We start from the raw sequence: 15,853 nt of genomic DNA, 5'->3' as shown, positions 1-15,853 counted from the left end.
CCCCCGGCAGTGCCGGGGGCGGTTCCGAGGAGGTTGAATGTTTCAACCTTCAGATGACGTCGCCATCTTCCTTGACAGCGACTGCCCATCCCTGGGCATCAGGCCTTACCAATCCTGGTCGTCATCATCCTCTTCCCATTCTTCCTCTTCGTTCTCTTCTTCCCATTCATCATCGGCGTCGAAGCCGTCGTCACCGTTGAAGCCAGTGTCGCCTTCGGCACCGGCGCCTACACCGGTATCTGCACCAGTTTCCCCGGCCCCGACACCAGCGCCTGCATCTGTGCCAGCACCGGCCCCAGCTTCGCCTTCACCAGCGCCCATGTCTGTGCCCATGTCAGCACCTGCACCAGCGCCTGCACCGGCATCCTCACCCGGTACGGTCTCCTGCGGCACTGCACCCTGGTCGTCCTCTTCGTCATGGAAATCAGCAAAGGCCAGCGGGCTGGCGCTCAGGCCAACAGTGATACCGACAATGCCGAGTTTCTTGAGAAATTCCTTGGACATCATGTTCGCACCTCCAAAGGAGTTGAACGTGAGTTTTCCTATCGAAGCCGAGGCTTCACGTCATACCAGGGAGCTAGCGTTGCTCGTTTAGCTGTGTCCCACCGGCATGTCCTGCTCACCCTGGAAGCTGCATGCATCGGGCCAAGCTGCGCCAAAAAAAGTTAAAATACCTTTAAATACAAGAAGATAAATCAATTCAAGAAGACCAGAACGACAGCTGAAAAGTGTCCCAGATATGGTGCGTTATGACACATGGGTCTGTTCTAGGCAGGCACACTCCCAGCAGGCAAAGGCCCCGCTAACTGGCGCATTGCAGGCTGCGACGCGATGTTACTCAGGGACTTGAATATGGCGCGCTTTAGCGCAATACTTAGGAAACAGCGTTCGCAAACATGCGGCGGCCTAAATTTCAAGCCCTGCATGCCGATACAAGAGGTATCCAAGCTCGACAGTCACAAGACTGCGAAGGAAGTTCGGTATGATTCGCCCTTTTTGCCTGCTCTTCGATTGTGATGGCACGCTGGTCGACAGCGAACCCCTGCTGGCCGCCGAGATGGCGACCAGCCTGACCCGGCTGGGGCTGCCCTTCCAGGCCAGCGACTACATCGGCGAATTTCGTGGCAGCCGCTTCCGCAATATCGTGGCGGCACTCGAGGAGCGCTACGGCAGCGTCGACCCTTTGCATCTAGCCGAGACCGAAACCGAGATGCGCAGCAATCTCAATCGGCGCCTCGAAACCGAACTCACCGCCATCACCGGGGCTCGCGAAGCTCTCATGGCCTTGATCGACTACCCCTGCGGCGTGGTCTCCAACGGGCCCGAGAACAAGATCCGTACCTCCTTGAATGCCATCGGCTTCGGCGACTTTTTCGGCGCGCATCTCTTCAGCGCGTATAGCGCCAACTGCTGGAAACCCGACCCCCGTCTCTATCTTCATGCCGCCGCGGCCATGGGCTTCGATGCCGAAGACTGCATTGCCATCGACGATGCCCTGGTCGGCGTCAAGGCCGCGCTCGATGCCGGCATGACGGTGGTTCACTTGAATCGCTTTCCCGATGCCGAGGAAACCCCCGAAGGGGCCATCATGATCAGCAGCATGTATCAGCTGCCTACCGTGATCGAGAATCTGGCCCACACCCGGGCACTGGAAAGCCGGCAGCTCGCCTACGCCCGCTGATCCGCCAACGGCACTGCGAGACATGACGCCGCCAGGGCGTATCCTGCCACCCTGACCATAGGCAGATCCTTCCCAGGGACGTTATCATCGCCTCTCCACCCATGCTGCCCAAAATGTCAGGAGCTCTCATGGCCTCACTGCAGGACCAGCTGCGCGGCCTGGTCTACTCCACCGAGCACGGCGACATGTGCCCCGGCTGTCGCCAGCCCCAGGCCGACTGTCGCTGCAGCGAGCTTGCCGAGCAGGAGCGTCTCGCAGCGCTGGACGGTGTCGTTCGCATTCGCCGCGAAACCAGCGGTCGCAAGGGCAAGGGAGTCACCACCATCAGCGGTATTCCGCTGCCCGCCGACGAGCTCAAGGCGCTGGCCAAGACACTCAAGAAGCGCTGCGGAACCGGCGGCTCGCTACAGGACGGCATCATCGAGATCCAGGGCGATCACCGCGAGCTGTTGAAGGCCGAGCTCGAGCGCCAGGGCTTTACCGTCAAGCTTGCCGGTGGCTGAACGAGGAGAGGACATGGTTGTTGCACGAAATTCCCTGCTGAGCGCTGTGCGCCATCACCGTATCGGCATCGCTGCGCTGACGCTGCTGATGCTGGCGGGCTGCGCCGGTACTCCCGAGTTCGCCGACCTGGACGTTCAGGTCGAGCCGCCAGGCGGCGTGGAGCTTGCCCAGGATGCCGAGCTGCGCGTCTGGTTGAGCGATGCCGGGGGAACCCTGGCGGAAACGCGGGCGACGCCAAGCGGGGCCGGCCCGTGGCCTGCGGCGCTGCGCTTCGACCGGCGCACTCTAGAGGCCGCCAGCTCGCCGCGACTGGCCGCCGAGCTGCGCCAGCAGGGTCGCATCACTCACATCACGCCTAAACCGGCGGAGATGCCGGCTGGCGGCCGAGGCCCGGTCAGCCTGCCGCTCGAGCCACGCCCGTAAACGCGAGCGCGGCGGCTTCGAGCACCTGCCCGATCGGCGCCTCTAGCTTGAGCGCATAAAGCGCATCGGCGCGGGTGCGCCCGCGGTTGAGGCAGGCGATCGGCAGGCCGGCCTCGCTGGCCTGCCGGGCGAAGCGATAGCCGGAATAGACCATCAACGACGAGCCCACCACCAGCAGGGCTTCGGCTCCCTCGACCAGTGCCCGGGCCCGCTCGACGCGCTCTCTGGGCACGCTGTCGCCGAAGAACACCACGTCGGGCTTCCAGATCCCTACCCCGCAACGCGAGCAGCCGGGCACCTCGAAGGTGGAGAAATCGGTTTCGAGTGCGGCATCGCCATCGGGACGCACTTCGGCCTCGTGCTCGAGCCATTCGGGATTGCGCTCGGCGAGTTCGGCATGCAGGTCATGGCGCATGCGCAGTGCCCCGCAGCCCATGCAGCGTACCTGTTCGGCGCGTCCATGCAGGTCGATGACGTTGCGCGAACCGGCCTTCTGATGCAGTCCATCGACGTTCTGGGTGATGACGCCACTCACCACGCCGGCCTGCTCCAGGTATGCCAGGGCCCGATGGGCAGCGCCGGGGCGAGCGCCATGCAGGGTACGAAAGCCCACCAGCGCACGCGCCCAATAGCGCTGCCTGGCGGCCGCACTGCCCATGAATTGCTGATGTTGCATGGGCGGCGCGCACTTCCACGCGCCGGTTTCATCCCTGTAAGCGGGAATGCCGCTGTCGGTGCTGACCCCGGCGCCGGTGAGCACCGCCAGGCTGGCATGACGCACCAGAAACTCGCGCAGGCGTTCGACCGCTTCTGTCCCGGCTGGCTGTCGTGTATCGTTCATCATCTATCCGTCATGCTGCGGCGCATACGCCTCTGTACCGAAGACCCAGTACCGAAGACAAGTACTGACGACATGGTACTGAAGACACGGTACTGAAGACACGGTACTGAAGACACGGTACCGAAGATGGCTCCGGGCGCCTCAGGTTGTCTAGAATGTCACGCTCACGTGACTCCCACCGGCAAGGACGAACCCATGGCCTGGCTGGAATACCTGCTGCCACTCATCTTCCTCTTCCCGCTCGGGGCCATGGCCGTCATCGTCATCGCCTTGCGCAACCTGCACGATGCCCGGGTTCGCTCGCCGTTCAACGCACGTCCCCTGAGAGAGCCCGGCCAGGCCCTGCGCAATCGGCTCGACCGTGCCTTTGCCACGCTGTTTCTCAACGGCGCCCTGGGGCCCATCCTGACCCTGGCGCCACTGGTCTACGGCATGGGCCGCATGCTCTTCGCCAGTCGTCAGAACTGGGTCGAATGGGCGCTGTACGGTGCGCTGAGCACGGTGCTGGTGCTGGTCTACTGCTTCCTGCTGATTCGCGACTTCCAGCACATCCGGCGCATCAAGCTGGGGCTGGCCTGCGACCTGGCCGTGGGTCAGGAACTGGAGCGCATGGTAAGTCCCGAGGCGCATCCCTACTTCGTCTTCCACGACGTGCCCACGGATACCGACATCATCGACCACGTGGCCATCACCCCTCACGGTGTTTTCGTGGTCGAGACTCGCGCCCGCACGCGGCCGTTCACCGCGGACGGACGCGAGATCAACGTCGTCACCGTCGAACCGGAGCGGCTGCGCTTCCCGGGCTGGAGCGAGCATCGACCCATCCTCAAGACACTACGCGCCTCCCACTGGCTGGCCGGCTGGCTGGAGCAGCGCTGCGGCCAGCCGGTACCGGTCATGGGCGTGCTCACCCTACCCGGCTGGGACATCACCTGCGCCGGCACCCCAGAGGGGCTGATGGTCGTCAGCGGTGAGTCGCTCTCCCAGCAGCTCAGCGAGCGGCGCCTCGGCGAGCTCGACGGCGAACTGCACGACAGGGTGATCGAGGCCCTGATCGAGCGTGCCGCCGAGCTGGACCGTAACCCGGGGCTGAGCGAACCCTCGATCTGAGTTTTTTCACCTTTCACCTTCCACTCTTTCACCCCACGGTTCAGTCTCCCCGGAGCCGTCCGCCCATCTCCTGGGCCAGGTCGACGGCGTAGTGGTCGGTCATGCCGCCGATGAAGTCGAGCATGCGCCGGTAGCTGTCGTACAGCGGCCAGGAAGGACGCGGGGTGTTCTCGCCGATCAGCGCCAGCACCCGCTGATGCTTGAAGCTCGATTGTCCGCTGAAGTGCAGCTCATGGGCGGCGCCGATGAAGGCCTCGAGCAGGATGCCCAAGGTAGTGTAGGCGCCGATCTCCAGCTTGGCCTTGCGCTCGTTCTGGAAGATGCGCTCACGAGCCAGCTGCTTGGCCGCGGCCACGCCCCAGCCCAGGTCGGGGTGGCAGAGTTCGAGCAGGTCACTTTCGAGCGTGCCGTTGAGCAAGGCGTTCTCGTGTTCGACGAAGACGGCGCCCACGTCGTTGACCGCCCGCTCCATGGCAGCACCGCGCAGCGCCGCGATGCGCCGCCGCTGGGAGACGCCGTCGCGGGCCATGCGGGCGTAGTCCGACGGCGCATCGCCGGCGATCTGCAGCAGCACCTCGGCGACCTCCTCGAAGCGCAGGATGCCCATCTCCAGACCGTCTTCGAGATCGAGCAGCGCATAGCAGATATCGTCGGCCGCTTCGACGAGCCAGGCCAGCGGATGGCGGCACCAGCGCCCTTCACCGCGGGGCAGCAGACCCAGACAGCGGGTCACGTCCTCGAGCAGTGGGCGCTCCGACTGGTAGCAGCCGAACTTGCCGGCGCTGCCGCCGTGCTCCACCGTCCAGGGGTATTTGAGTAGGGTGCCCAGGGTCGCCGCCGTGAGACGCATGCCGCCGCGAAACTGGTTGTATTCGATCTGGGTGACGATGCGAAAGCCCTGGGCGTTGCCTTCGTAGGTCAGCAGGTCGGCGCGTTCGCGCTCGGAAAGTCCTTCCAGCAGCCCGCTGCCGTCCGCCTCGGCGCGCTTGAACCAGTCGCGGATGGCGTACTCGCCGGCATGACCGAAGGGCGGGTTGCCGATGTCGTGCCCCAGGCAGGCGGCCTGCACGATCACGCCGAGATCGGCGGGAGTGATCCATTTCGGCAGCCGCTCGCGCAGCAGCTCGCCGACGATCATGCCCAGGCTGCGCCCTACGCAGCCTACCTCCAGCGAGTGGGTCAGGCGGGTATGGATATGGTCATTGTCGGTCAACGGGTGGACCTGGGTCTTGCGCCCGAGCCGCCGGAACGAACCGGAGAAAACGATGCGGTCATGGTCCTTGTGAAACGGGCTGCGCCCGATCTCGTCCCGCCCGCTGGTGGGCTTGCCGTGCAGCCGTGAGGGGTCGAGCAACTGCTGCCAATGCATCTGGGTCATGGGCTTCCTCCTGAAGCCTTCATTCTGGCACCGCCATGGGTGACATGGCCATCGACGCCGTAAGCGCCTCGCTTGCCGTCCAGCGCGAGGCTTGCCTAACTTGTCAGTACGTACACCCGTAAAGAGGTCGATCACTCGGCAAGGAGGCAGACATGGCACGCAAACCCGACGTAACCCGTCCCGAGCAGCCCGGCGACGAGGCACCTCCCGGCACACCTGGTACCGGGCAGAACGTATGCCCGAAGTGCAAGGGCGATGGCCGGATCGATGATGGCACCTGCCCCGAGTGCGGCGGTTCCGGTTACGTCATCGAAGGCATCGGCGGCGGCTGAGCGGCCCCCGCCAAGAAGTCACACGAATGAGGCCGAACCGCAGCGGTTCGGCCTCATCGCGTGAGCGACAAGCGACAGCGCCAGCTCAGTAGTCGTAGTCGCTGCCTTTGATATAACCGCTGGTATCGCGCTGGCGCGTAGAAGCGGCCTGCAGACGGGGTCCCGGTGAGCGTGCCGGCGAAGGCAGCGCCGCAGGGCGTGACGGCAGACCAGCCTGGCGCGCCGCCGCGCCGCGGGCAAGTTCCACGCCCTGAGGAAAGCCGCTGCGACCACTGTAGTCGGGTGTGCGTCCGGCCTGGTAGGCGTGACGCCGGGTCTGGTCCTGAGCGCAATACAGGCTCACCGCGGCGCTCGCCCCCACCGCCACCAGCGCCAGCTTGACGGTGCCGTGCTTGGGATGGTCGCGGTCGGCCAACAAGGCCAGCAGGGCCGCCAGATCCAGCGCATCGCCGGCACTGCGCGCCCACAGCGCGGGCTTGGGATTTTCGGTCAGCGCACCGATGCCGGTGGCCACACCGCGTGCCCCGCAAAGACGCACGATGGCTTCCGCCCCTTCGACGCCCAGCGCTCGGGTCACGCTGCGCGGCGCCAGCAGTTGGTAGAGCCCCAGCCCGATGCCCAGCCAGCCGAGACCACGTGCCAGCCTGTCGCTGGCCTGCAACGAATGGCTCCGGTCGAGATTCATCTGTTCACCTCCATGTCGGTTTCTGCATCCGGCGCAAGTCGCTCAAGGCTTGAGCACCACCTTCACGCAGCCGTCCTGCTTGTCGCGAAAGGTGTTGTACATGTCCGGTCCCTGCTCCAGCCCGACGCTATGGGTCACCACGAAGGAAGGGTCGATCTGCCCTTCGTCGATCAGACCCAGCAGCTCGTCGGTCCAGCGCTTGACGTGGGTCTGGCCGGTACGCATCGACAGGCCCTTGTTCATCAGCGGCCCCATGGGCACCTTGTCGATCAAGCCGCCGTAGACGCCGGGAATCGACAGGATGCCGCCGGGACGGCAGACGTAGATCATCTCGCGCAGCACATGGGCGCGGTCGTTCTCCAGCATCACCGCCTGCTTGAAGCGGTCGTAGACCGAATCGAGGGAGCGCGGCACGTGGGACTCCAGCCCCACCGCGTCGATGCACTTCTCCGGCCCCTTGCCCCGGGTCAGCTCCTGCAGGCGGGCGAGCACGCTCTCCTCGTCGAAGTTGATCGCGATCGCCCCGCCGGCCTCGGCCATGGCCAGTCGCTCGGGCACGTTGTCGATTACCACCACCTGCTCGGCACCCAGCAGCACGGCGCTGCGCACGCAGAACTGGCCGACGGGTCCCGCGCCCCAGATGGCTACGGTATCGGTGGGCTCGATGTCGCACTGCACTGCGGCCTGCCAGCCGGTGGGAAAGATGTCGCCGAGGAACAGCACCTGCTCATCGCTCAGGTTGTCGGGCACCTTGACGTGGGTGGTGTCGGCGAAGGGCACGCGCACGTACTCTGCCTGGCCGCCAGCATAACCGCCGGTGAGATGCGAGTAGCCGAACAGGCCGGCCCCGGCATGGCCGAAGACCTTGTCGGCCAGCGCCTTGTTGCGGTTGGAGCGTTCGCAGAGGGAAAAATTGCCGCGCCGGCACTGCTCGCACTCGCCGCAGGTGATGGTGAAGGGCACCACGACGCGGTCGCCGACCTTGAGCTCGCGGGTCTCGCTGCCGACCTCCATCACCTCACCCATGAACTCGTGCCCCACCACGTCGCCCGATTCCATGGCCGGAATGAAGTGGTGGAACAGATGCAGGTCGGAGCCGCAGATGGCGCAGCTGCTCACGTTGATGATGGCATCGCGTGGATGTTCGATCTGCGGGTCGGGAACCGTTTCGTAGCGGATATCGTTCTTGCCGTGCCAACACAGCGCTTTCATGACTCTCTCCCTGTCTTTGACTGCCTGCGAAAGCGAATGACCTGAATTCACCTTAGTTCAGCGGCGTCCGACGACAGGTAAGGGAGTTTGGCTGCTCGGTTACGATCCTTTGCGCACATGTACAGGCCCGGCGCCCTGGCAAAGCACCGGGCGCTTGTCACCCGCAGCGAGTACTGCGGTCCACCACAGATTTCCGTGCCCAGCTCAGTCTTCCGCCAGCGAGGGCAGTAGGGTCTTGAGCTTGCGCGTCAGCGTGTTGCGCCCCCAGCCCAGCAGCTCGGCGGCCTCGCCCTTGCGCCCGCCGGTGTGCTTCAGCGCCGTCTCGATCAGGATGCGCTCGAAGTCCGGCACCGCCTCTTCCAGCAGATGGGTGTGGCCGGCGGCCAGGGCGCGGTCGGCCCAGTCGCGGAAGGCGGCACGCCAGTCGCCGCTGGGCGCCTCGCCGCCCTCTCCTTGGCGCAGCTCCGGCGGCAGGTCCTCGACCAGGATCTCACGCCCCGAGGCCATTACCGTCAGCCAGCGGCAGGTATTCTCCAACTGTCGCACGTTGCCTGGCCACGGCAGCCGGGTCAGGTGGGTCTCGGCATCCTTGGTCAGCACCTTGACGTCAGTGGCGAGCTCCTTGGCCGCCTCGGCCAGGAAGTGCCGCGCCAGTCGGGGAATGTCCTCGCGCCGTTCGGCCAGCTTGGGCAGATGGACACGAATCACGTTGAGGCGATGGAAGAGATCCTCGCGAAAGCGACCGTCCTCCACCAGCGCCTCCAGGTTCTGGTGCGTGGCGGCAATGATGCGCACGTCGACCTTGACCGGGGTATGACCGCCGACACGGTAGAATTCGCCGTCGGCCAGCACCCGCAGCAGCCGCGTCTGGGTCTCGGCCGGCATGTCGCCGATCTCGTCGAGGAATAGCGTGCCGCCGTTGGCCTGCTCGAAGCGTCCCTGGCGCTGCGCGGTGGCGCCGGTGAAGGCCCCCTTCTCGTGACCGAACAGCTCGGACTCGATCAGATCCCGCGGGATGGCCGCCATGTTCAGGGCGATGAACGGGTGGGCCGCGCGCGGGCTGTGCTGATGCAGGGCGCGCGCCACCCGCTCCTTGCCGGTGCCCGACTCGCCGTTGATCAGTACGGTGATGTGCGAGTGCGACAGGCGGCCGATGGCGCGAAACACCTCCTGCATGGCCGGCGCCTCGCCGATGATCTCGGCGGAGAGCCCTTCGGGTACGCTCACCGGCCGCTTGCGCTCGCGGGCATGGGCCACGGCACGGCGTACCAGAGCCAGCGCCTCGTCGACGTCGAAGGGCTTGGGCAGGTATTCGAAAGCACCTCCCTGGTAGGAGGCCACGGCACTGTCGAGGTCGGAATGGGCCGTCATGACGATGACCGGCAGATCGGGATGCACCTCGCGAACCCGCGACATCAGGTCCAGGCCGTCGATACCCGGCATGCGGATGTCGGTGACCAGCACGTCGGGGGGATCGTCGAGAAGACGGCTGAGCGCCATATCGGCCCGGTCGATGCACTCGACCTCGAGGTCGGGCTGAGCCAGGGCGCGCTCCAGCACCCAGCGAATGGCGCGGTCGTCGTCGACCACCGCGACACGTGCGACATCAGTCATGGCGCTTCTCCAGTGGAATAAGCAGACGAAACTCGGTATGACCGGGGCGGGACTCGCATTCGATCAGTCCTTGATGCTGATGCAGAATGCCCTGGGCAATGGACAGTCCCAGTCCACTGCCGTCGGCACGCCCCGATACCATGGGGTAGAAAAGGGTTTCCTGCAGGGCTTCGGGAACACCGGGGCCGTTGTCGATCAAGGCCACCTCGCAGACCAGGCGATGACGCTCGGCGCCCAGGGTGAACTGGCGACGGGCACGGGTACGCAGCAGCAGGCTAGGCGCTTCGGTACCGGCTTCGGTCATCGCTTCCACCGCGTTGCGCGCCACGTTGAGCACCGCCTGGATCATCTGCGCCTCGTCACCGGGAAAGTCCGGCAGGCTGGGGTCGTAGTCGCGCTCGATTCTCACCCCCGGCGTCTCGGCGGAAAGCAGCGTACGCACCCGCTCCAGCACCTTGTGCACGTTCAGCGGCTCGTGACGCAGCAGCTTGTTCGGTCCCAGCATGCTGTCGACCAGGTCGCGCAGACGGTCGACCTCCTCGACGATGATATGAGTGAACTCCCGCAGGGCGGGGTCGTCGAGGTCACGCTCCAGCAGTTGAGCGGCGCCACGGATGCCGCCCAGCGGGTTCTTCACCTCGTGGGCCAGCCCACGCGACAGCACCTTGATCGCCTCCTGACGGTTGAGCAGGGCTTCCTCACGGGAAATCCGCAGCAAGCGGTCGCGCGGCTCCATTTCCACCAGCAGCTCGGCCGCAGAGAGCGGCGTGACCGTGTAGTCGATGGTCACCACGGTGCCGCCCAGCAGCGCCAGACGCACTTCGCGCTGGGTAAAGGGATGCTGGTCGTCCCGCGCCTTGGCCAGCACCTCGCCCATGCCGTCGTCTTCGACCAGCAGTGCCGCCAGGCTGTGCCCCTTGACCCGCCCCAGGCTGACCGCCAGCAAGGCCTCAGCCGCCGGATTCATCCAGCTCAACTGCAGCTCATCGTCCAGCAGCAGCACCGCCGTGGTGAGATGTTCCATCAGGCGTCGATACATTTTCGACCTTTTCTCGCAGAATGAAGGGGGCTGCTTGCATCGTCATGGCGCATGCCCTGCTCGTCGCCGCAGCGGCATCTCCCCTCGGCTTTACCTGCCCCTACACAAGAAGCAAGCAAGAAGCGCGCCAACCCTCACAAGGGCGATATAGCGCCGTTTCGGGGCGGATGCTGCACCCACCTATGCACCATAATGGTGCGAGCAGACGAAAAGCGCCAGCGAAGAAAGCGCACGCCCCACCCATCATGGTGCGACATCCTACCTATATCGGGGCAACTCTACTGGCGATGACATCGGGGCGGCCCTTTGGACGAGCGATGCAGCAGAAGGAGCTCAGCCGCCGCCACCGTGGGGCAGCGTGGCGTTGGAGCGCTGCACGTAGAGCGAGACCGGTGCCGTACGGTGGCGTATCTGCCCTTGGGCATCGAGCAGCTCGGCCTGCAACACGTACTCGCCGCGGGGCAGGTTGGTCAGCATGAAGGCACTGGTATGCATGGCGGTCTGGCTCACCTGCCCGTCGACGAGCAGCCTCACGCGGTGGTCGGGGCGCAGCGCCGGCACGATGACCAGCTCGACCTGCAGGTTGCCGGCGTAGCTGGCGGGAAGGTCACCCCCGTGCTCCGGCGAGCGAATACGGAAGGTGTCGTAGGGCATGAACGGCTGGCCCGGCGACTGACTCGCCCGCGGGGCAGTTCCCTCCACCCGCGGCGGCTCGGCCTGCCGCCCTTCGCTACGCGCAGGGATCACGGTCAACGGTGCCAGCTGGACCGGCTCGCCGCCACGATTGGGATCGTCGGTGAAGATCACGTTGCCCTGGGCATCGGTGGTGCGATAGATGGTCGTGGCCTGCGCCGAACAAGCCACCAGCACTCCCAGCAGGCACGGCACGATCTGTCTGAGCATGGGTCGCTCCCCCTGGCTGGGCACGTGTGACGAAACGTTCGCCTAGTATACAAAAAAGGCCCCGCAAAGCGGGGCCTTTCGCGGCGGACCGGCGGCAGCGCCACCGGCCACGGCGGCTGCTTAGCAGCTGTAGTACATGTCGAACTCGATCGGATGCGTAGTCATGCGGATACGCTCGACGTCTTCCATCTTCAGCTCGATGTAGGCATCGATCATGTCGTCGGTGAACACGCCACCCTCGGTGAGGAACGCACGGTCAGCGTCCAGCGCCTCGAGTGCCTGATCCAGGCTGCTGGCGACGGTCGGAACCAGCTTGCCCTCTTCCGGCGGCAGGTCATAGAGGTTCTTGTCCATGGCATCGCCAGGATGGATCTTGTTCTTGATGCCGTCGATACCGGCCATCAGCATGGCAGCGAAGGCCAGGTAGGGGTTGGCGGTCGGATCCGGGAAGCGAGCCTCGACACGCTTGCCCTTGGGGCTCGCGGTGTAGGGAATGCGGATGGAAGCCGAACGGTTACGGGCGCTGTAGGCCAGCATGACCGGCGCCTCGAAGCCCGGCACCAGACGCTTGTAGGAGTTGGTCGAAGCGTTGGTGAAGGCGTTCAGGGCACGGGCGTGCTTGATGATGCCGCCGATGTAGTAGAGCGCCATTTCGGACAGGCCAGCGTACTGGTCGCCGGCGAACTGGTTCTGACCGTCCTTCCAGAACGACTGGTGCACGTGCATGCCGCTGCCGTTGTCGCCGACCAGCGGCTTGGGCATGAAGGTGGCGGTCTTGCCGTAGGCGTGGGCCACGTTGTGGATCACGTACTTCATTTCCTGGACTTCGTCGGCCTTCTTCACCAGGGTGTTGAACTTCACACCGATCTCGTTCTGGCCGGCGTTGGACACCTCGTGGTGATGCACCTCGACGGTCTGGCCAATGGCTTCCAGGGTGTTGCACATAGCGCCACGGATGTCATGGAAGCTGTCGACCGGGGGCACCGGGAAGTAGCCGCCCTTGACCCGCGGACGGTGGCCCAGGTTGCCGCCTTCGAGCTGGCGATCGGTAGACCAGGCACCCTCTTCGGAGGTGATCTTGTACATGGCGCCTTCGATGTCGGCCTTCCAATGTACCTCATCGAAGATGAAGAACTCGGGCTCGGGGCCGAAGAAGGCGGTGTCGCCCAGTCCGGTGGACTGCAGGTAGGCCTCGGCGCGTTTGGCGATGGAGCGCGGGTCGCGCTCGTAGCCCTGCATGGTGGCCGGCTCGATGATGTCGCAGCGCAATACCAGGGTGGAATCTTCGGTGAACGGGTCGAGGAAGGCGGTGCCGTCTTCCGGGCGCAGAATCATGTCCGACTCATTGATGCCCTTCCAGCCATGGATGGAGGAGCCATCGAACATCTGGCCGTTCTCGAAGAACTCCTCGTTCACGTCGCGGGCCGGAATGGTGACATGCTGTTCCTTACCCCGAGTGTCGGTGAAACGCAGGTCCACCCACTTCACATCATGTTCTTCGATCAGGGCGAGAGTCTTGGCTGACATTGTGTCCTCCGTTTGAGCGGTAGCTCGATTCGTTTTGGCTGAAGTCCACTGCGCTGGTTCATTCCAGCATGTGTTGTAGCACGCGGCAGATTTCCTGCCCACGTTCACCATGCACGAACATGGCGCTGGCCAACCTAATGCAGGTTGCGTGCCAACTTGCACCATCAACGCCCCAGCGGCACGCAACCCACTGTGCTCATTATAAAAAGCCGCCTGATGGCGTGCACCACTCTGTGGCGACAGCGTGTTGCATCATGTAGCCGGGCGATTTTCAGGTTTTTTTCGCTCCACAGCGGTGCAATTTCTCCGGTCATGCACCATGTTGGATCGCCAGCTTCCACCAACATAGCCAATGTCTCTCCGTCGGAACTCATTCGTCTGCGTTGATTAAACGTCGAACCAATGGATTGAGCCGGATTCCACCAGCGCATAGGGTGCTGTGTCTGAGCCCAACTCAGCAAAAGTTTTTAGCGACAAGCCCTAATTCAAGAAAAAACGCTGCTCGCTGCCCACTCACCGATAAATAACCTGTTCGCTATGTCTGATTCGCTACGCATGAATTTCTGGTCCGGCCTGGGCGTCGCCGCCCTCGCGGTGCTGCTGCTCACCTGGGTCGTGCCCACCTACGGCGGTCGCGGCTTCGCCGTCGGCATGCATCCCCGTACCCTGGCCACTCTCGGCGCCTGGGTCATGCTGGTCTGCGCCCTGGCCCTGGCGCTGCTCAGCGCCATCGCGCTGATTCGCCGGCGCCTGCCGTTCTTCCGCCTGCCCGAGCTGGGGCATCTGTGGCATCAGACCTGGCCGTTTCTCTTCGTGCTGGGCTTCATCGTGCTGGTGGATCGCTTTCCGCTGACCTGGGTGGCGCCGTTCATGATCGGTTCGCTGCTGCTGTTGCTGGGCGAGCGCCGCTGGCATGTGGTGCTGCTGACGGCGGTAATTCCCGCCCTCGGGCTGTATGGGCTGACGGCGCATCTGATGCGCATCGGGGTGGTGTGAGATGATCGGGTTCGAGGCCATTCTGTCGTCCTTCGCCGCGGCGCTGCACTATGAGTCGATCGCGATCATTCTCGGCGGGGTGCTGCTGGGCTATATCGTGGGGGTGATCCCGGGGCTGAATCGGGCGGTGGCGATCGCCATCGCCATTCCGCTGACGTTCTACATGTCGGCCTATGCGGCCATCGCCTTTCTGATCGGGTTGTCCAAGGGCACTGCGGCGGGCAGTGCGGTGTCGGCGATTCTGCTCAATACGCCGGGGGAGCCGTCGTCGGCGGCGACCTGTCTGGATGGCTTTCCGATGGCGCGGGCGGGCAAGCCGCGCAAGGCGCTGAAGGTGGGCTTGCTGGCGTCGGTGGTGGGCGATCTGCTGGCGACGCTGCTGTTGATTGCGGTGGCGATTCCGTTTGCGTCGGTGGCGCTGCGCTTCGGGCCGTATGAGCTGGCGGCGATTCTGATCTTTGCGCTGGTGTTCATCGCCGGCATGGCGGGGGGCTCGTTCCTCAAGGGACTGGCGGCCGGCGGCATGGGGGTGATCCTGGGCACCGTGGGTCTCGATCCGGAGACCGGGGCGGCGCGCTTGACCTTCGGGTATGCCGAGCTGATGGAGGGGGTGCCGATCCTGCCGCTGGTGATCGGTACGCTGGCGCTGGCCGAGATGTTCGTGCAGTTGGATGAGTATCGCCGCAACAAGGGCGCCAGCGTGATCAAGCTGAGCCACGACAAGGCGGACGATCTCTCCTTCAAGGAGTTCAAGGCCACGCTGCCGACGGTGTTCAAGAGCACCGGGGTGGGGGCGTTCGTGGGGGCCTTGCCGGGGCTGGGGCCGTCGGTGGGGGCGTTCATGGCCTATGGCCTGGCCAAGCGCAGTGCCAAGGATCCGGACAGTTTCGGCAAGGGCAATCCCAACGGGATCGCGGCCGCCGAGGCGGCGGACAATGCGGTGATCCCGGCCAGCTACATTCCGCTGTTCGGCCTGGGCATTCCGGGCAGCGTCTCCGCCGCGCTGCTGGTGGGGGCGTTCATGATCCACGGCATCCAGGTGGGGCCGCTGATGCTGCGCGACCATCCCGAGATGCTGTTCACGCTGTTCTCGGGGATGATCGTGGCGAGCCTGTTGATGCTGGCGGTGGGCTGGTACGGCCTGCGTATCTTCGCCAAGGTCACCAGCGTGCCGCCGCACATCGTGATCCCGGTGGTGATCTTCCTGTGCCTGGCGGGCATTCAGGTGCAGGGCTACGGCACCTTCGGCCTGGTCACGGTGTTCGCCTTCGCCATCTTCGGCTACTTCCTGAAGAAGTTCGACTACTCCTTCGTGACCTTTCTGGTGGCGTTCATCGTCACGCCGATGCTGGAGATGAACCTGCGCCAGGCGGTGATTCTCTCCGGCGGCGACATCGCCATCCTGCTCAACCGCCCCATCGCCCTGGCCTTCGTCGTCTTCACCGCGCTGATGGCGCTGCACCTGGGCTGGAGCGGCTATCGCCAGTGGCGCCGAAAGCGCCTCGAAACGTCGAACGGCTGAGCCAGGAGTCAGGGTTTCGCACTACGCTCCCGGCCACCCCGGGGGCGGCGGCACTTCAGGCAACGGCAGGGAACATACTGCCCGCG

At 64.8% G+C, this 15,853-nt stretch carries 16 protein-coding genes; 7 read left to right on the top strand and 9 right to left on the bottom strand.

Annotated features, from left to right (window positions below; translation table 11 throughout):
• Nucleotides 1-105: 105 nt before the first annotated feature.
• Nucleotides 106-507: a hypothetical protein gene (locus HOP58_RS17145; protein ID WP_234255576.1), complete on the bottom strand. Its 402-nt coding sequence runs from the start codon at nt 505-507 to the stop codon at nt 106-108.
• 475 nt (nt 508-982) lie between these two features.
• Here HOP58_RS17145 and HOP58_RS17140 point away from each other — a divergent pair, with 475 nt between their 5' ends.
• The 3 genes from HOP58_RS17140 to HOP58_RS17130 all read left to right on the top strand — a co-directional run bounded on the left by HOP58_RS17140 (nt 983) and on the right by HOP58_RS17130 (nt 2,608).
• The gene (locus HOP58_RS17140; RefSeq protein WP_010626408.1) at nt 983-1,681 is read left to right on the top strand and encodes an HAD-IA family hydrolase; all 699 of its coding nucleotides are present in this window, start codon (nt 983-985) and stop codon (nt 1,679-1,681) included.
• A gap of 128 nt (nt 1,682-1,809) precedes the next feature.
• Nucleotides 1,810-2,184 carry a translation initiation factor Sui1 gene (locus tag HOP58_RS17135; RefSeq protein ID WP_010626407.1) on the top strand — a complete coding sequence of 125 codons (375 nt, stop codon included), beginning with the start codon at nt 1,810-1,812 and terminating at the stop codon, nt 2,182-2,184.
• Nucleotides 2,185-2,197: 13 nt separating this feature from the next.
• Nucleotides 2,198-2,608: a YbaY family lipoprotein gene (locus HOP58_RS17130; RefSeq protein ID WP_234260987.1), complete on the top strand. Its 411-nt coding sequence runs from the start codon at nt 2,198-2,200 to the stop codon at nt 2,606-2,608.
• Here HOP58_RS17130 and HOP58_RS17125 read toward each other — a convergent pair.
• A complete protein-coding gene (locus tag HOP58_RS17125) occupies nt 2,580-3,452 on the bottom strand; it encodes an NAD-dependent protein deacetylase (protein ID WP_234260986.1) in 873 nt (290 codons plus the stop codon). The two genes, HOP58_RS17130 and HOP58_RS17125, sit on opposite strands and share 29 nt — an antisense overlap.
• A 192-nt stretch (nt 3,453-3,644) precedes the next feature.
• Here HOP58_RS17125 and HOP58_RS17120 point away from each other — a divergent pair, with 192 nt between their 5' ends.
• A complete protein-coding gene (locus HOP58_RS17120; protein ID WP_010626404.1) occupies nt 3,645-4,559 on the top strand; it encodes a nuclease-related domain-containing protein in 915 nt (304 codons plus the stop codon).
• 40 nt (nt 4,560-4,599) lie between these two features.
• On the opposite strand, the gene HOP58_RS17115 is transcribed toward HOP58_RS17120, so the two are convergent.
• A complete protein-coding gene (locus HOP58_RS17115) occupies nt 4,600-5,937 on the bottom strand; it encodes a deoxyguanosinetriphosphate triphosphohydrolase (protein ID WP_010626403.1) in 1,338 nt (445 codons plus the stop codon).
• Between the two features lie 152 nt (nt 5,938-6,089).
• Between HOP58_RS17115 and HOP58_RS17110 the strand changes: the two genes are divergently transcribed.
• Nucleotides 6,090-6,269 carry a hypothetical protein gene (locus HOP58_RS17110; protein ID WP_234260985.1) on the top strand — a complete coding sequence of 60 codons (180 nt, stop codon included), beginning with the start codon at nt 6,090-6,092 and terminating at the stop codon, nt 6,267-6,269.
• A gap of 85 nt (nt 6,270-6,354) precedes the next feature.
• Here HOP58_RS17110 and HOP58_RS17105 read toward each other — a convergent pair whose 3' ends face one another.
• From HOP58_RS17105 to glnA, 6 genes are all read right to left on the bottom strand, one after another.
• Entirely contained in the window at nt 6,355-6,954 is a 600-nt protein-coding gene (locus HOP58_RS17105; protein ID WP_234260984.1) for a hypothetical protein, read from the bottom strand.
• Nucleotides 6,955-6,996: 42 nt separating this feature from the next.
• Nucleotides 6,997-8,166, bottom strand: a complete 1,170-nt coding sequence (locus tag HOP58_RS17100) for a zinc-dependent alcohol dehydrogenase (protein WP_234260983.1) — start codon at nt 8,164-8,166, stop codon at nt 6,997-6,999.
• A gap of 204 nt (nt 8,167-8,370) precedes the next feature.
• Nucleotides 8,371-9,780: a nitrogen regulation protein NR(I) gene (gene ntrC, locus HOP58_RS17095; RefSeq protein WP_010626400.1), complete on the bottom strand. Its 1,410-nt coding sequence runs from the start codon at nt 9,778-9,780 to the stop codon at nt 8,371-8,373.
• Complete coding sequence (glnL, locus tag HOP58_RS17090) at nt 9,773-10,819, bottom strand: nitrogen regulation protein NR(II) (protein ID WP_010626399.1); 1,047 nt, start codon at nt 10,817-10,819, stop codon at nt 9,773-9,775. The genes ntrC and glnL overlap by 8 nt, the downstream gene beginning before the upstream one ends.
• Nucleotides 10,820-11,152: 333 nt before the next feature.
• Nucleotides 11,153-11,722, bottom strand: a complete 570-nt coding sequence (locus HOP58_RS17085) for a DUF4124 domain-containing protein (protein ID WP_234260982.1) — start codon at nt 11,720-11,722, stop codon at nt 11,153-11,155.
• A gap of 120 nt (nt 11,723-11,842) precedes the next feature.
• A complete protein-coding gene (gene glnA / locus HOP58_RS17080; protein WP_234260981.1) occupies nt 11,843-13,249 on the bottom strand; it encodes a glutamate--ammonia ligase in 1,407 nt (468 codons plus the stop codon).
• A gap of 555 nt (nt 13,250-13,804) precedes the next feature.
• Here glnA and HOP58_RS17075 point away from each other — a divergent pair.
• Nucleotides 13,805-14,245 carry a hypothetical protein gene (locus HOP58_RS17075; RefSeq protein ID WP_234260980.1) on the top strand — a complete coding sequence of 147 codons (441 nt, stop codon included), beginning with the start codon at nt 13,805-13,807 and terminating at the stop codon, nt 14,243-14,245.
• A 1-nt stretch (nt 14,246) separates the two neighbouring features.
• A complete protein-coding gene (locus HOP58_RS17070; protein WP_234260979.1) occupies nt 14,247-15,767 on the top strand; it encodes a tripartite tricarboxylate transporter permease in 1,521 nt (506 codons plus the stop codon).
• The last annotated feature ends 86 nt before the right edge of the window (nt 15,768-15,853 follow it).

Source organism: Halomonas sp. MCCC 1A11062 (assembly GCF_021404355.1).
In the GTDB taxonomy this organism is placed as follows: Bacteria; Pseudomonadota; Gammaproteobacteria; order Pseudomonadales; family Halomonadaceae; genus Halomonas; species Halomonas aerodenitrificans.
The sequence above is the reverse complement of the archived record's forward strand: the minus strand, read 5'-3'. Positions and strand labels throughout refer to the sequence as shown.

Excerpts from the sequence above, each read along its gene's own strand:
- HOP58_RS17145 (WP_234255576.1), bottom strand. The coding sequence starts at position 507 with ATGATGTCCAAGGAATTTCTCAAGAAACTCGGCATTGTCGGTATCACT.
- HOP58_RS17140 (WP_010626408.1), top strand. The coding sequence starts at position 983 with ATGATTCGCCCTTTTTGCCTGCTCTTCGATTGTGATGGCACGCTGGTC.
- HOP58_RS17135 (WP_010626407.1), top strand. The coding sequence starts at position 1,810 with ATGGCCTCACTGCAGGACCAGCTGCGCGGCCTGGTCTACTCCACCGAG.
- HOP58_RS17130 (WP_234260987.1), top strand. The coding sequence starts at position 2,198 with ATGGTTGTTGCACGAAATTCCCTGCTGAGCGCTGTGCGCCATCACCGT.
- HOP58_RS17125 (WP_234260986.1), bottom strand. The coding sequence starts at position 3,452 with ATGATGAACGATACACGACAGCCAGCCGGGACAGAAGCGGTCGAACGC.
- HOP58_RS17120 (WP_010626404.1), top strand. The coding sequence starts at position 3,645 with ATGGCCTGGCTGGAATACCTGCTGCCACTCATCTTCCTCTTCCCGCTC.
- HOP58_RS17115 (WP_010626403.1), bottom strand. The coding sequence starts at position 5,937 with ATGACCCAGATGCATTGGCAGCAGTTGCTCGACCCCTCACGGCTGCAC.
- HOP58_RS17110 (WP_234260985.1), top strand. The coding sequence starts at position 6,090 with ATGGCACGCAAACCCGACGTAACCCGTCCCGAGCAGCCCGGCGACGAG.
- HOP58_RS17105 (WP_234260984.1), bottom strand. The coding sequence starts at position 6,954 with ATGAATCTCGACCGGAGCCATTCGTTGCAGGCCAGCGACAGGCTGGCA.
- HOP58_RS17100 (WP_234260983.1), bottom strand. The coding sequence starts at position 8,166 with ATGAAAGCGCTGTGTTGGCACGGCAAGAACGATATCCGCTACGAAACG.
- ntrC (WP_010626400.1), bottom strand. The coding sequence starts at position 9,780 with ATGACTGATGTCGCACGTGTCGCGGTGGTCGACGACGACCGCGCCATT.
- glnL (WP_010626399.1), bottom strand. The coding sequence starts at position 10,819 with ATGTATCGACGCCTGATGGAACATCTCACCACGGCGGTGCTGCTGCTG.
- HOP58_RS17085 (WP_234260982.1), bottom strand. The coding sequence starts at position 11,722 with ATGCTCAGACAGATCGTGCCGTGCCTGCTGGGAGTGCTGGTGGCTTGT.
- glnA (WP_234260981.1), bottom strand. The coding sequence starts at position 13,249 with ATGTCAGCCAAGACTCTCGCCCTGATCGAAGAACATGATGTGAAGTGG.
- HOP58_RS17075 (WP_234260980.1), top strand. The coding sequence starts at position 13,805 with ATGAATTTCTGGTCCGGCCTGGGCGTCGCCGCCCTCGCGGTGCTGCTG.
- HOP58_RS17070 (WP_234260979.1), top strand. The coding sequence starts at position 14,247 with ATGATCGGGTTCGAGGCCATTCTGTCGTCCTTCGCCGCGGCGCTGCAC.